Origin of the sequence: Schaalia canis, assembly GCF_003858455.1 — a bacterium.
GTDB lineage: Bacteria > Actinomycetota > Actinomycetes > Actinomycetales > Actinomycetaceae > Pauljensenia > Pauljensenia canis.
Genome location: NZ_RQZF01000002.1, coordinates 337,903 through 352,231, shown reverse-complemented (window position 1 = coordinate 352,231; position 14,329 = coordinate 337,903). Strand labels below are relative to the sequence as shown.

Annotated in this window: 8 protein-coding genes; 2 read left to right on the top strand and 6 right to left on the bottom strand. The window is 60.3% G+C overall.

What is annotated here, in order from left to right; all coding sequences use genetic code 11:
• Positions 1-14 precede the first annotated feature (14 nt).
• Positions 15-1,061: a ribonuclease H family protein gene (locus EII11_RS03920; RefSeq protein ID WP_124868993.1), complete on the bottom strand. Its 1,047-nt coding sequence runs from the start codon at positions 1,059-1,061 to the stop codon at positions 15-17.
• 431 nt (positions 1,062-1,492) lie between these two features.
• Between EII11_RS03920 and EII11_RS03915 the strand changes: the two genes are divergently transcribed.
• Together EII11_RS03915 and EII11_RS03910 are read left to right on the top strand one after the other, a co-directional pair.
• The gene (locus EII11_RS03915; protein WP_124868810.1) at positions 1,493-1,969 is read left to right on the top strand and encodes a hypothetical protein; all 477 of its coding nucleotides are present in this window, start codon (positions 1,493-1,495) and stop codon (positions 1,967-1,969) included.
• 271 nt (positions 1,970-2,240) lie between these two features.
• On the top strand, positions 2,241-5,024 hold the full coding sequence (locus EII11_RS03910; RefSeq protein WP_165867053.1) for a GDSL-type esterase/lipase family protein: 2,784 nt from the start codon (positions 2,241-2,243) through the stop codon (positions 5,022-5,024).
• A 497-nt stretch (positions 5,025-5,521) separates the two neighbouring features.
• On the opposite strand, the gene EII11_RS03905 is transcribed toward EII11_RS03910, so the two are convergent.
• The 5 genes from EII11_RS03905 to EII11_RS03885 all read right to left on the bottom strand — a co-directional run bounded on the left by EII11_RS03905 (position 5,522) and on the right by EII11_RS03885 (position 14,292).
• Positions 5,522-7,813 carry a S9 family peptidase gene (locus tag EII11_RS03905; RefSeq protein ID WP_124868804.1) on the bottom strand — a complete coding sequence of 764 codons (2,292 nt, stop codon included), beginning with the start codon at positions 7,811-7,813 and terminating at the stop codon, positions 5,522-5,524.
• A 111-nt stretch (positions 7,814-7,924) separates the two neighbouring features.
• Complete coding sequence (locus EII11_RS03900; protein WP_124868801.1) at positions 7,925-10,438, bottom strand: ABC transporter permease; 2,514 nt, start codon at positions 10,436-10,438, stop codon at positions 7,925-7,927.
• The gene (locus EII11_RS03895) at positions 10,435-11,157 is read right to left on the bottom strand and encodes an ABC transporter ATP-binding protein (protein ID WP_124868799.1); all 723 of its coding nucleotides are present in this window, start codon (positions 11,155-11,157) and stop codon (positions 10,435-10,437) included. The genes EII11_RS03900 and EII11_RS03895 overlap by 4 nt, the downstream gene beginning before the upstream one ends.
• 263 nt (positions 11,158-11,420) lie before the next feature.
• Positions 11,421-13,175 (bottom strand): ABC-ATPase domain-containing protein, encoded by a 1,755-nt coding sequence (locus EII11_RS03890; RefSeq protein WP_124868796.1) that lies wholly within the window; start codon positions 13,173-13,175, stop codon positions 11,421-11,423.
• Positions 13,176-13,824: 649 nt separating this feature from the next.
• Complete coding sequence (locus EII11_RS03885; protein ID WP_124868792.1) at positions 13,825-14,292, bottom strand: TM2 domain-containing protein; 468 nt, start codon at positions 14,290-14,292, stop codon at positions 13,825-13,827.
• Positions 14,293-14,329 lie beyond the last annotated feature (37 nt).

The following is a 14,329-nucleotide window of genomic DNA, read 5'->3' as shown; positions in this document are numbered from 1 at the left end:
TAACGATCCCGCATTTAAGGGTTGTTGTCTGTCTTGGTGGTGGAGGAGGAGACGATAGTGGATTGATAGTGAAGGAGGCGCGGGCCTTCTGCGGTGGGAATCCACAGGCCTGTTTCAACAGAGGAGCCGGTGCTCCAGCTCAGCTCAAAGCGGGTGAGCATCGTATTGCCAGCCTCATGAGCATGAATTCGGCTGATACTTACATGCGGTGGGCAGGGGCCGTAGAAGGTGTCTGTTACCGCCCCATTGGGCCACACGCGTTCAAAGCCCGAGGCGAGCCACGGGGTGACTTCATCGGGGAGAGCACTGGTCCATGCGGTGATGACGGCCTTTTGAGCAGCGAGAACATCGCTGCGCGTGAGAGTGGGGAGGGCTGGGGAAGTGGGGGCGGTTTCAATATCGGCTCCCAGATGTGCGCCGACGCTTTCTGGGGGGCGATTAAAAGCAGAATCGTTGTGGGCGCACACGCCGGAGCCTGAAGGAGAGGACAGAGGGTTGGGTGCATTGGCAGCCGCAGAGAAGGGAGCTGTATCTTCGTCGACGGTTTCCGTGCTATTGATGGATGCTGAAGCATCCGTAATTCCAGCGGCACCATTAAAACCGGGCCCACCTTGGACGACGCCGCCTCTTTGGTGGGTCTCGGCAGCACCGCGCGCCAGATCATCAGCGCGTTCATTCATCGGGTGGCCGGTGTGGCCTCGCACCCATTCAAAAGTTACCTGGCGTCCTGCGATAAGCCGATCAATCTCTTGAATGACCTCAAGGTTGGCAATGGGCTTCTTATCGGTCTTGACCCAGCCTTTCTTCTTCCAGCCGTGCATCCACTTCGTGATGACGTTAATCGCGTACTGCGAATCCGCCAGGATGTGGAGAGGCTCGTCGACAAGGTCGGCATCGCGTGTTGCGCGCAAAAGTTCAAGGACTGCGGTGAGCTCGCCCAGGTTATTGGTGCCATGATCCCACCCGCCCGCGTCCCAGCAGGTGGGGGAGACGACCCACGCCCAACCGGCGGGGCCGGGATTTCCTAGAGCCGAACCATCTACCGCTGCCCGAATTGTCATGGCTGCCATGGTAGTGGTCGATCCTGGTGCCCGCGTGTGCGTCCAGCACACGCGGGCCGGGAGCCTGGGCCGTATAGGCCTTGGATGTACACGCGGGCGCAGGTTAATGCAGAACGAGCGGAAGAAGAGGGTGAAACTGAGATGTGAGGGCCATAGATCAGATATGAGGGCTATAGATCAGCTGAGGCAGAGAACAGGCGTAGGGATCGGCTGAGACAGTGAAAAAGGGGGGAAGGGATTAAGTTGGGAGGAGATAGGGGAGCGGAAGCGAATGTGAGTGGATGTGGCGTGGCAAGTTATCGTGACTTCGTCGCTGCTCCGCTTGTGCGAGCAGGAATCTTTGTGGAAACAGTGGTGTACTAGTCGCACGATTCATGTCAGCGAGTTCAAAGGTTTGGTGACGAAGAGTGTCCAATGCGCGACTAAAAATTGTGATTGCGGTATTGCTGGGGGCGCTGACTGTGGGTGCGACCTACAGCATGTGGGAATGGGGGCGGACGAAGAACTTTTGGGGGACTCCTGACGAGGTCGCAGCCCTGTGGAACCTCAGCTTTGTTCAGGCAGTTGAGCAGACAGCCGAGGAGACTCACGGCGGTCTTATTGACCGTACGCAGCGTCCGAATGGCGAGTTTATGAGTAAACCTGAGCCCGCTTATATCGAGTTCAGTGTGCCTGGAGAGGATGAGGGCGAGGCGAGTGTGAAGGAGTCGGAGCGCCTGAAAAACCTTGCGGAGACGCATGGCTGGGCGGTCGAGGAAAACTGTGCGGAAAACATTCATTGGTGTGCGCAAATGTCCGACGCACAAGGTTTTCAATTATTTATGACCGTCTCGGATGCTCCTGAGCAATCGGTTGAAGAGAAGGGTACTGCCGCTCCTCTGCTTCGAGTCAAGATCTTCTATCTCTGACCGCTCCTATAGATTTTCCTTGTCATTCCAAGAGAAACAAGCTCTTGGGGCGGTAAGGGGAGCCACTCCAGAGTTTGACCGCACGTTCATAATTGCTGTGCTTTACGCTCGCGGCCTTGGCGTGGAGGTCCAAATTTTTCGTCGTTATAAATGATGTTGACGAAGGGGATAATCCTCATTAAAGGCAATAGTTGCACATATTTGAATCATTCGCGTCTGAAACCTGAGTCAGTGTCATAAAGCCACGAAATTGCCCTTTAGCATGGTGCGCATGTTCAAGATAACAACGAGGTTTCTAGCAGGGGTGGCTACCGTCGCTACCGCGATGGGCGCCTTCTCCCTCCCCGCACACGCCGATGACAGCGGCAAGTATCTGACAGTCACTCTCATTGGAGACTCCTACACCGCCGGCAACGGCGCAGGAGCCTACTATGGCCCGAAGGGCTCATATCGCTCCACCCGCAACTGGGGCCACACCTACGTCAACTGGCTCAACTCCCAGGGAGTGCACACCACCGTGCATAACCTGGCGGAATCAGGTGCAGTGACGAAGAATGTCCTTGAGAAGCAGATTCCAGCACTTGACCCAACCACGGATGTCGTCATGCTGACCATCGGCGGTAATGACATCAAGTTCGAAGACATTGTCAAGGGATGCTTCGCTGGCCCTATTTCAAGCATTAATAAGTGCGCTAAAGCAATGAAATTCGCCAAGGATACATTCCCCTCAACCCGTGAAAATATCGTTGAGGTTCTACGTCAAGTGCAGGCTAAAGTCGCGGAAGATTCTCAGATCATTTTAGTGGGCTACCCTCTGCTGAGTATGGACAAAGACTGGCACGTGCAGCCTGGCTGGTTTAGCCCCGGCAAGCCTTACCCCGCAGCCCGCGAGGTCCGTCAATTTGGGCAATTCGCTACTCAAGAGCAGCAAAAGCTTGTTGACGAATGGAACACCAACCCCGCCAATAAGGTGAAGATCACCTTTGTTCCCACCGAATTGCATTTCACTGGACATGAACCCGATCCTGACGAAAACAAGCGAAACCCCCTGCGCTGGCTTAATGAGTTCATTGAAGATGAAGGTCAGATGGGGCCTAATGGTGAAATTATCTCCAAGGGCACTGGTTGGTTTGATTACGCTTCCTGGTACCACCCCAATATCACCGGCCACGCGGAAATCGCCAAACTTCTCCAGCAGAAGATTGGTATTCCCAGCAACGTGCGTTCCGTGCGCAACCCCAAGCGCGACTCGGACATTGTCTTCGTCGTCGAAACCTCCACGGCCACCGCTGAAAAGCTCGACCAGATCAAGAAGCAGATCCGTCGCGTCGTTGACGAGGCAACCCGCACCGCCACCGATGCCGGAAAGGAAGCACGCTTCTCCCTCGTGACCTTCCGCGACCTGCCCGTAGCACCGCCTGCACCCGCACCCGGCGCGGAAGCAACCCCTGGTGCTGAAGGCACTCCTGGAGCAGATGCCAACCCCGGCGCTGCGACCCCCGAAGCAACGCCAGGCGCAACTCCAGCAGCCCCCGCAGAAGCAGAAGCGCCCGCAGCCAACGCCGCACCCGCTCCTCGCACAGTTGCCGGTTTCCGCTCAGTAAGCGCATTCCGCTCGGCAACTACCGCAGAAGACCTCGAAGAAGCAGCACAACCCGTCGAGGCAGAAGCAACGGTGACCTCCACCGAGGAAAGCGATGAGACTGACGACCTCGTAGGTACACCTCTTGTTGTGTCCGGCGATGCTGCAACTGGCAACACCAACGACACTCCGACTCCCGGTGCACCGGGGGCCACCGACACCGCCGCAGACGCCACCGTCACCAGCGACACCAACACTGCTGGCAATGCCGACAAGCCCGCTGAAAACGCGCAGCCTGCTCCGGCAGCACCCCTGGAAGAAGTCATGGTTCTCAGCGAGTTCACCGCCGACCGCGACGCCTTCCTCGCCCTCGTCGATGGCCTCGAAGCAAACGGCGAAGCTGGCGGTCCCGCCGTCTACAACGCCCTCAAAAAGGCTATCGCCATGCCCTTCACCGCAGGCGCACGCAAGCGAGTGCTCCTTCTCGGCGATGGCGAACTGGCCGACAATGACGCAAACAATGCCCTTGACTGGGCAGCGCTCGCTCAGGACGCCTTCACCGCGAACACCGCAGAAATCCTCGTCCTCGACCCCGACAACGAAACCAGCCCCGCACTGACCAACCTGTCCCACACCACAGGCGGACACGTCACCGCCCTGGAGACAGTGCGCCCGCTAATCATCGACCCGCCCACAGCACGCATCAGCAGCGTTGACGTGCTCGCTGTCGGTGAAGAGTTCGTCCTCGACGCCTCCGGCTCCTTCGCAGCCGAAGGAAGCATCATGAAGTACGAATGGGATGTCGACGGGGACGGTACCTACGACCTCACCTCCGAGGCCCCCGCAGGCGAGGCAGCAAACCCCCTGCAGGGCCACCGTTACGCAGCACCCTTCACCGGTAATGTGGCTGTGCGTGTCACCGACAAGTTCGGACACACCGCAGTGGGCACCGTCGAGGTAACCGTCACCAAGGATGGCGACCTCATTGACGATGCGCAGGACAACTGCCCTGCAGATCGCAACCCCGAACAGATCGACACCGACAAGGACGGTATTGGCGACGCATGTGACGACACTCCACTGGGAGTGCCCTCCGTGCCCGTCCCGCCAACCACCGATCCCGCGCCCGGTGGCAACAACCCCGGTAACAATAACCCAGGCGGCAACTCAGGAAGTCAGCCTGCGCCGGGGGGCAAGCCCCAGGTGACTCCTACGCCTGACGGCAAGCCGCAGGACGACGCGAAGTCGCAGGGTGATACGAAGCCGCAGGGGGGTGTGAAGCCTCAGGACAATGCATCATCGCAGACACCAAAGACAGATAACCCGAAGGCTTCGCAAGAGACTTTCCACCCCAAGAGCTCGGCACCGAAGGCTGGTCTCGCCAAGACCGGTATGGATGCTGGCCTGATGGCTGGCGCAGGTGCACTGCTTGTCGTTGGTGGATTCATGGTCGCGCGTACACGCCGCCGCTGAAGCACCACCAACCCGGGCGTGCGACACCGGAAACTGTCTTTGCCTCAGCATTGTCTGAACAGCAATAGTTTCTGGGTGGCGCTGCTGTGAGCAAAGGTGGTGGGCGTGAAACTCGGTTTCACGCCCACCACCTTTATGTCCAGACCGCGCCCACCTGTGTCAGCCCACGTGCACCGGCATAGTTGCCTCAGCACTTCTGCCTTGCCAAGCCTGCCTCACCGTGTCTGCCTCGCCAAGCCTGCTTTAATGCGCCTGCCTCAAGAGGTTCTCGGTCCCTCCCGTTGCTCCGTCCCTTAGCTCCCACGTGTGCGCTCAAAGACTCTCAGAGACAAAATGCCTCTCAGATGCCGTGGGCGCACATGCGGGCGCGCGTCAACGCTCAGGCAATCCGTGATAAGGCCGATAAGCCGGGCAGTGCACACGTGGCAAGACAGTAGGAGCGCCACAAGCCACGCCAGAACGAGTAGCAAAAACGGGTGCGCCGTAGCTCGCAGCCTCTACTCGCTCACACCCACCTGGGACATGACAAAGGCAAACTCCTCAGCTCGCGTCTCCCAACGGCCGTAGCGGCCAGAACGACCACCATGTCCGGCCACCATCTCCGTACGCAGCACAATCGGGCGCTCGCTCTGATCCGAGCCGGTCACCTCACGCAGGCGCTGCACCCACTTAGCAGGCTCCACATAGTACACACGGGTGTCATTGAGGGAAGTTGTCGCCATAATCGCCGGATGTACCACGCCCTGCTCAACATTCTCGTAAGGGGTGTAGGAGCGCATCAGCGCATACACCTGCGCGGACTCAATCGGGTTTCCCCACTCCTCCCATTCACCCACAGTCAAGGGCAGCGACGCGTCCAAGATCGTCGTCAATGCATCCACGAAAGGCACACCCGCCAACACCGCGCGGAAGACGTGTGGAGCCATATTCGTTACCGCACCCATCAGTAGCCCACCGGCCGAGCGGCCCTCAGCAATCAAACGATCCGTGGCCACCCATCCTGACGAGTGCAACCACTGGGCAACATCAATGAAGTCCGTGAAGGTGTTCACCTTCACCAGCTCCTTGCCGTCCTCGTACCAGGCGCGGCCCATCTCGCCGCCACCCCGAATGTGAGCGATCGCGTGAATCATGCCTCGACGCAGTGCGGGCAGGCGCAAAATGTCGAACTCGGCGTCAAAGCTGATCTCGTAGGAGCCATAGCCGTGAATCCACCCCGCGTGTGTCCCATCGGGGCGGCAGTCGCGATGACGCACCAGCGTCACAGGAATCTGCACCTGCCCATCCCGGGAGGGCACCCACACGCGTTCCTCAATAAACTCACTCGACTCCCAGCCGGGAACCTCCAGGCGCTTCAACACTGTGCGCTCAAACGAGCCGACCTCAACGCGCTCTGCCGTTGGCGGCACAGTGACGCTCTGGTGCTCAATGGTGAAAGACGTGTCCTCAAAGCGGCCACCGCCACCGGTAATGAGGGTGCGTACAGGCGATTCAACCTCGACAAAACGCCCCTCATCCCACAGGCCCTCCAATGCCGCAGCGGGCAGGGCTTCGCTACTCGCCGAGGTCGCACGCTGATGACAGGCAACCTGGGTGAGCGACCCGGAACGCATGGTGACGAGCATGAACGAGGCGAAGGCCTCAACCTCGGCAATACGTTCCCCCTCACGAGGCTCCCGCACGCTCACCCAGGTGGAGGGTGGCGCGATCGGGGTGGGAACGATGCTGGTGGTGGAGGAGGATGGCGCGCCGCCCTCGCTGGCCAGAGTCATGGAAGTGGCGAGGCTGGCGGGGATCGGTGCGGCCGCCACCGCGCCCTCGCGGCTGGAGCGCGAGTGAACGATCAACAGGTGATCGCCAGCGGGTTCGCAGCTCAGGAGCACGCCCTGCTCGCGGCCGGTCACCGGCACAGGGGCAGTCAGGGGCGCGTGCGTTGACCATAGCCAGGCCTCGCCAGTTGTCGGGGAGGTCGAGTGGATTGCCACCCACTGCGGGTCACGCGAGGGTGCAAACCACAAGTCGAAAGCCTCATCGGGCTCAGACAGCAGCAGGCGGTCCTCACCGGGATCGCTTCCCACGCGGTGAACCCACAATTCACACTGACGCCACGCGTCATCTAGACGGGTGTAGATAAAGGCTGAGGAGTCAGCCGACCAGGCCAGGCCGTAACCCGTGTTCGTCACCGCCTCATCAACGATCTTGCCGTCGGGCGTTTGGATGACCCAGGTCCAGCGTTCGTCGCCAGAAAAGTCACGCGCCCAGGCGATCAGCTCGCCATCAGGGCTGGGGGTGAGGGTGGCGAGCCGGAAGAACTCCTGACCCTCAGCGTAGGCGTTCTCATCGACGAGAAGCTCCTCGCCAGGGTGAGGGGTGCCCGGGGCCAGGGACGGAGGCAGGTCAACGCCACTATCGGCGCCAGCGCCGCAGTGCGAGACGTGAAGGCGATGGTGCGTGGCGTAGGATTTGCCTTCCTGGGTGCGCCGGTAGTACCAGTAGTCACCTTCACGCAGGGGAACAGACACGTCAGTCTCGGTGGTGTAGGCCTTGAACTCGGAAACCAGTGAGCGCTGGAGGTTCATGGTGGGGGCGCACACCTGGTCGGTCCAGGCGTTCTCCGCCTCAAGGTGGGCAATCACCTCAGGATTGTCCTTCTCACGCAGCCAATCCCACGGGTCATCAAAATGCTCGCCGTGAATGTCACGTACGCGAGTACCCAGGCGGCGCTCGGCGATTGGTGGGTTGCTGAGGGGAGCTGAATCAGGGGAGGAAACAGTGGGGTCAATAGTCATGGGGAAAGTCTAGGCTCCCGCGTGTGCAATCAAGCCATTGAAGGAGCGCACGAGGCGCAGATTGGCCTGGAGGCACACGCGGGAGCCGAAGACGAAACCCGTTGAAGAAACCTACTGGTCAGCCAGGGCCACCACCGGAGAAGTCTTCGCAGCTCGACGCCCCGGCAGCCATGCGGCCACCACAGCCGACATCAGCGATACGAGAACCACGCCAGCAAGCTGCAGCCACGGCACTTCGATCACCAGGGTCTCAACCTGAACCGGCAGGGCGAGCATGCCAATCCACCCGAAGAACACGCCAAGAGCAAGGCCGATAACCGTCGCTGTTAGGGCAATAAATACTGCCCCCCACGCCAACATGCGGCGCATTTGCTTGCGGCTCAAACCAAGCGCTCGAAGTAGCCCGTTTTCACGGGTGCGCTCGCGCACCGACAGGGACAAGGTATTGGTGACACCCACCAAAGACACCAGCACAGACACGCCCAACAGCGCCACGACCATACCCAACGCAATGTTGATCATGCGCGTGTACATCTGGCGTTCCAGGGCTGCGCCCTCCACTATGAGCGTCTCATCAAGCGTCGCCAGGTCGCTTTGCACCTGCGTGGCGTCCGCACCCTCAGCGAGTTTGACATGTACCCTGTTGACTTCCGCATTGGGGGCCAGCTCCAGCAGCGCCTTTTCACTGATCATTGCCGCGTATGGGGTGGTCTCAGACAGCGTCGCGGTGAACTCGCGGCAGGCTGACAGATCCTCACCCACACACACGGTCATGGAGTGCCCGTCATCGACCCCGAAACTGTCCGGGAGCAGCACTTCATCATCGCTCAGCAGTGCAATTGGAGAGTGCGACACAATGTTCAGATCCGGCTGGCCAACAATGCTCAGGCGCACCTCTTGCGCCTTCTCTGCCTCGCTCGCGCCAGTTTTGGTAAGTATGCCTTCAGCAAAGCGGCCCTCAACGACGGCCTCCACACCCGAAATCCCGGGCACTGCTGAACGCACGTCCGAGGGGAGCTCCCCCTCGCGCATCTGAGCGGTCAGGTCCAAGGGACGCTGCGCGTCGACCTCGCCATCCAGGGTGGCGCGTAGCGACGCCGCACCTACCAGCATCGTTGACACCAGGGTCACGCCAATGACAATTGCCACGCCGGTTGCTGAGGTGCGGCCCGGGTTGCGTGTGGTGTTTTCGCGGGCCATGACGCTCACAATCGAGCGGCCGAACAGGCCAAAGGAGCGGGTGAAGGTCGGCATGAGTGGGCTGATAAACACCAAGAATCCAACCAGAGCCACTACAGAGGCCGCCAGAAGAACCGAAAAACGCAGGCTCTCCGACTCGTTCTGTGCACCGACATACATGGCGGCTAGCGCCCCGACAGTGAGTAGGCCACCGACAATGAACTTCACCCACGAGGCGCGCGAGGAAACGGCGGCGGCCTCGTCAATGGGGGAGAGGGCAGCCATTGGCGAAATGCGTGCCACGCCGAGGGCAGGGCGCACGCCCACCAGCAGGGTCAAAGCGGTGCCTAAAGCTAAGGTCACGAGCACGTTGAGGGGTGAAATCATTGTCACCGCGTCCACGAAGGAGATGGCCAAGCCAGACGCCCACAGGCCGATTGCCGATAGCGTAGCACCGGCAAGAACAGCCACAACGGAGGCGAGCAGGCCCACCACCAGGGTCTCAGCGATGATAATGCGGCGCACTTGCGAGGAGCGGGCGCCCAGGGTGCGCAGGAGGGCAAGCTCGCGTTTGCGCTGGTGGAGGACAACCTGGAAGGTCGTGGAGACCACGATGAGCGAAACAGCCACAGCAATCACTGGGAAGACCATAATGATTGCCTGCGTGGTGGTCGCATCGAGCTTGGCTGAATCCAAGGCGGCCTGGCGGGCAGCATCGCCGCTTTCTATCTCCAGGGCGGGGTGTGTAGGGAGAGCCTCACGTAGGGCGTCGACGAGGGCGTTTTGCTGTTCGAGGCTGGGGGTGCCCTGCTGTGCATCCACGGCAACAAGGTAGCTCAATGGGCGCAATTCACCGGCGATCTCACTGATCGCGCCCTCGGTAGCGTACGAAGTCGGTAGGAAAGATAGGGCGCTGGCCACCGTGCCGGTGACAGTCACCTGCTGGTAACGCTCAGATGAGTACGCTGCTCGGACATCGATGGTGTCTCCAACCGTGACCTTGAGAGTCTGCGCAAGCTGAGTATCGATCGCGACCTCACTATTGGAGGTCGGCATCTTGCCTTCAACCAGGCTGGGCTGGAAGAAGGGTTCGGGCAGGATCGGTGACATCTGGCGGGTGGAGCGCTGGGAGTCCTTGTGGAACTCCAAGACGGAGAAGGTCATCGGCGCGATGGCCGTCACGCCGGTGGTTTTCTCGATCGTGGGGCGCAGGTCAACCAGATCGATGGGTTCATCAGTTTCGATCCTAGGATCCACGCTGACAAGGGCTGCCGCCCCCTGATACTGGGCGGTGATTGAACGGCTAAGAACGGTGGTGAGTGCCGTGGTCAAGGTGAGAGAGGCCAGGACGAAGGCCATGGAGATCGCCACGGCAACGCCGGTGGCGACGTAGCGGCGGGCATGGCTACGCACATTCGCCGCAATCAAATCACGGGTGACGCTCATCGGAGGGCCTCCGCAATGGACATCTCGGAGGGAGCGTTGAGGTCGGCAACGATCTGGCCGTCACGCACCACGAGCACTCGGTCAGCGATTGCGGCTGAAGCACCGTCGTGGGTGACCATAATGACGCTTTGGCCGAGCTCATCGACAGACTGGCGCAGCAGGCTGAGGACCTCGCGGGAGGAATGTGAGTCGAGGTTACCGGTGGGCTCATCAGCGACGATCACCGCAGGCTTGGAGACGAGGGCACGGGCGACGGCGACGCGCTGTTGTTGGCCGCCTGACAGTTCGGAGGGGCGGTGGGTGAGGCGCTCACTCAAGCCCAGGATGGAGACAATCCCGTTGAACCATTCCTCATCAACCTTTTGGCCGGCCAAACGCAGGGGCAAGGTGATGTTGTCGTGGGCGTTGAGGGTGGGGACCAGGTTAAAGCTCTGGAACACGAAGCCGATGCGGTCGCGGCGCACGGCGGTGAGAGCATCATCCTTGAGGGAAGTAATGACCTGATTCTCGATGCTGACGGTGCCAGAGGTGGGGTGGTCGAGTCCTGCGAGCATGTGAAGCATGGTGGACTTGCCTGAACCAGAGGGGCCCATGATGGCGGTGAATTGGCCTCGTCCAAAGTCGACGTTGACGGAGTCAAGGGCAACCACTCGGGTGTCACCTTCGCCGTAGATCTTGGTGAGGTCTCGCAGACTGACAATGTTGGCTGAAGTATTCATATCACCATCATCAGTGGGGAGGGCAGCATCAATCTATGGGGGGATGCCCTGATCCCTCCCCCAAATATGTAGGCCCAGGGATAGGGGAACGGAAGGCCAACGCTGAGGGTGAGCGCTTTGGAATCACTTCGGCGCCGAGCTGTGCGCCCAGGCAGAATCTGGCGGTGATGGCATCTATTCCGGCGCCCAGCCTCATGCTGGGCGCACACCTGGGAGCCGCAGCATGAGGCTGGGCTCCCAGGGGAAATGTGTGCTCCTTGCGATCAGGCGATCTTTAATGCTCGATAGCGGTTCAGTGCTGCCGCTAGGTCCACTGGACGCGGCCGAACAAGAAACGCCGGATAGGGGCGGGCACCGAACTTGGTCACCGCGTCCAAACCTTCAGAGTTCACCGTGCGTTCCAAGCGCACCAGGAGTTCAGCCAGGGGAGTGCGAGCGTCAGCGTAGTCCTCCAGCAGGCCCCGCAGCATCCACGCGATTGCTTCGGTCTGGCCGGTGTCAACAATTTGCTCAATGTCTGACACGTCAACCGTTGTCTTATCAATGATGATCGTATCCAGGCCGGAAGCCTTGGTTTTAGGCTTATCCCCGCCTCCGCGTGAGCGCACAGGCACACGCGCCAGTGAGGAGGGGAAACCAGACAGAGCAGTGACCTCGCGGGGAAGGTTGGCGCTAATGGATCGAGCACGCTCGGTGACATCCAGGCAGTGGTATTCATCGAGCATCAGCACTGTGTCAGCCACGTCGAGGTAATCACCTGACCCGCCCATCACGATAATGGTGGACACGCCGCACTCTGTAAAAAGTGCACGAATGCGGTCAACTAGTGGAGTGATCGGCTCCTTGTCGGCCGCAATGAGCGCGCGCATCCTGGCGTCGCGAATGAGAAGATTCGTTGCCGACGTGTCCTCATCAAGCAAGAGCAAGGGAGAGCCAGCTTCGACGGCCTCCATGATGGATGCGGCCTGCGAGGTCGACCCGGAGGCATTCTCTGTGCTGAAGCGCGAGGTGTCCGCCCCTGCGGGCAAGTGAGAGATGAAGGCCGAGACGTCAACGGCGGTGACCGCGCGACCGTCAGCGGCTCGAATCTTCATTGCTGCATCAGTGGTGGCCACAAGTTCGCGTCCATCGCCTGGAACGTGGGCGTAGACGCCGCGTTGGATGGCATTGAGCAGCGTGGATTTACCGTGGTAGCCGCCGCCAGCAATCACAGTCACCCCCGGTGGGATTGCCATGCCACGCACCGTCCCTGCATGGGGCAAGGTGACTGTAGCGGCCAGGGATTCGGGGCTCTCGAAAGGCACAGCATCAGTGAGGGGATGCTCCGATACGCCCGAACGACGGGCCAGCACGGCACCATCTGCTACGAAAGCGACCCACTGGTTCTCACGGAGGGCTTCCATAAGAGCCCGGTAGTCCTCGTAAGTATGGATATGGGCGTTCAAACCTGCAAGGTGATCGGCGGCATCTTCGGAGATGAAGTCGAGGGTGTCCATGACGGTATCCGGTAGATCAACGTCAAGGAGGCGTCCGGCTTCACGCCCCATAATGGTGCGCCCGCGCGCAGGAAGTTGGAGTTGGAAGCGGATCTCAACCCGATCGGGAGTCACCGTGCAGGCGCTACGTTCAAGGATTTCCTGGCCGGTGCGGGCAATGTGGAGTGCGCGCGACGGGCAGTTGCGGGTGATTGCTGCCGCGAAGGAACGCACCAGGTAGTCGGCTGTGGCCAGGCGTTGGTCGGTGCTCAGGGCGTGCTCTGGTAGCCCCATTGCCGAAGGGGAGGCGGTGACTCGCATCGCGGAAGGCGGTGCGTAGGGGTCGGCTTGGATGCGGTCAATGTGGAGGATGAAATCTCCGTAGTCCCAGTCGCCAAGAAGATCGCCGTAGAAACCGTAGGGGCGAGAATCAATACGGATCGCCTGATTGATGAGGTCCTGGTCGCTGCCGGTGTGACGTTGTTTTGGACGGGAAGGGCGGCGAACATTACCAGCGGGCGAAGAGTGTGGGCGCGGAGTCATGGAATAAGCCTAGCTTGCCCCAGCATGAGGGAGATTTTTGTGCGTTTGGCTCCCACGTGTGTGCGCAGGCGCCAAGAGGGGTTCGACGGGGGAGGATCTGGTCCGGTCGCACATCTGGGCACTCTGGGAAGAGGGAGAGCGGTGGTGATGTCGTTGGTGGTGGTCAGGGGATTGAGAGGGCTCACTGAGGGTGCGGCTCCCATGTGTGCGCTCAAGGGAAAAAAGGGGGTGAATAGGGGTGGAATGGGCGTGAGTGCACATCAGGGAGCCGGGGAGTGCTGGGGCTGGTGGAGCTGAAAGGTGGATTTGGGGGGTGGTGTGGGCGCACACCTGGGAGCTTAGGGGCACTGGCGCCGGTAGAGCCAGGGGAACGCGAGAAGCAAAGGCGGCGAGACCAGTGAGGTGAGCGGAGAAATGAAGGCGGTGAGGCCAAGCGAGGGCGCTCAAAGGGCTGGCGGGGATGAGGGCGCCGAGGCTGCGAGGGGGAAGCGCATGGAAAACAGGTGGGCGGTGCGACGCGTCAGCGTCGCACCGCCCAGTGCCTAGAAAAGTGATCGGTGCCTAGAAAAGTGATCAGTCTCTAGAAAGGCGATCAGTGCTTCATAAGGTGATCGCTGCTGGGAAAGCTAGTCAGTGTTGGGAGCAGAGATTAGTCCGTGAGCTCCACACCACGCGCATCGCGGTGCCACTCGCTACCAGGCTGAGAGGTCAGGATGAGAATGCCCTCAATAATGCCCCAGATCCACGACACCCACGACAGGGTACCCAGAGAAAGAACCGTCAACAGAAGCTGGATGACAGCCTTGGTGGTATAGCCCAGATAGAAGTTGTGTACGCCAAAGGTTCCTAAGAAGATACCCAGCAGACCAGCGGCAACCTTTGACTTTGGAATAGCTCCCGCCGCGTAGGGCTGCTGACCGGCGTAACCGTAACCCTGCTGCGTGTAGCCTCCGGCGTATCCCTGCTGATAGCCGTAGCCCTGTTGCTGCTGTTGCTGTGCATCGTACTGGGAGTCACCTGCATAGGGTTGGCCGCCCGCGTAGGGCTGAGAATGCTGCTCGAAGGAGGGCTGGCCTCCATTGGCGTCGTTTTCAAACTGCGGGTTGGGAGTTGACATTATTACGTCCTTCGGTGAAGAGGTGATGACATAAGGA

Coding starts and splice junctions, on each gene's coding strand:
- EII11_RS03920 (WP_124868993.1), bottom strand. CDS start 1,061: ATGACAATTCGGGCAGCGGTAGATGGTTCGGCTCTAGGAAATCCCGGC.
- EII11_RS03910 (WP_165867053.1), top strand. CDS start 2,241: ATGTTCAAGATAACAACGAGGTTTCTAGCAGGGGTGGCTACCGTCGCT.
- EII11_RS03905 (WP_124868804.1), bottom strand. CDS start 7,813: ATGACTATTGACCCCACTGTTTCCTCCCCTGATTCAGCTCCCCTCAGC.
- EII11_RS03900 (WP_124868801.1), bottom strand. CDS start 10,438: ATGAGCGTCACCCGTGATTTGATTGCGGCGAATGTGCGTAGCCATGCC.
- EII11_RS03895 (WP_124868799.1), bottom strand. CDS start 11,157: ATGAATACTTCAGCCAACATTGTCAGTCTGCGAGACCTCACCAAGATC.
- EII11_RS03890 (WP_124868796.1), bottom strand. CDS start 13,175: ATGACTCCGCGCCCACACTCTTCGCCCGCTGGTAATGTTCGCCGCCCT.
- EII11_RS03885 (WP_124868792.1), bottom strand. CDS start 14,292: ATGTCAACTCCCAACCCGCAGTTTGAAAACGACGCCAATGGAGGCCAG.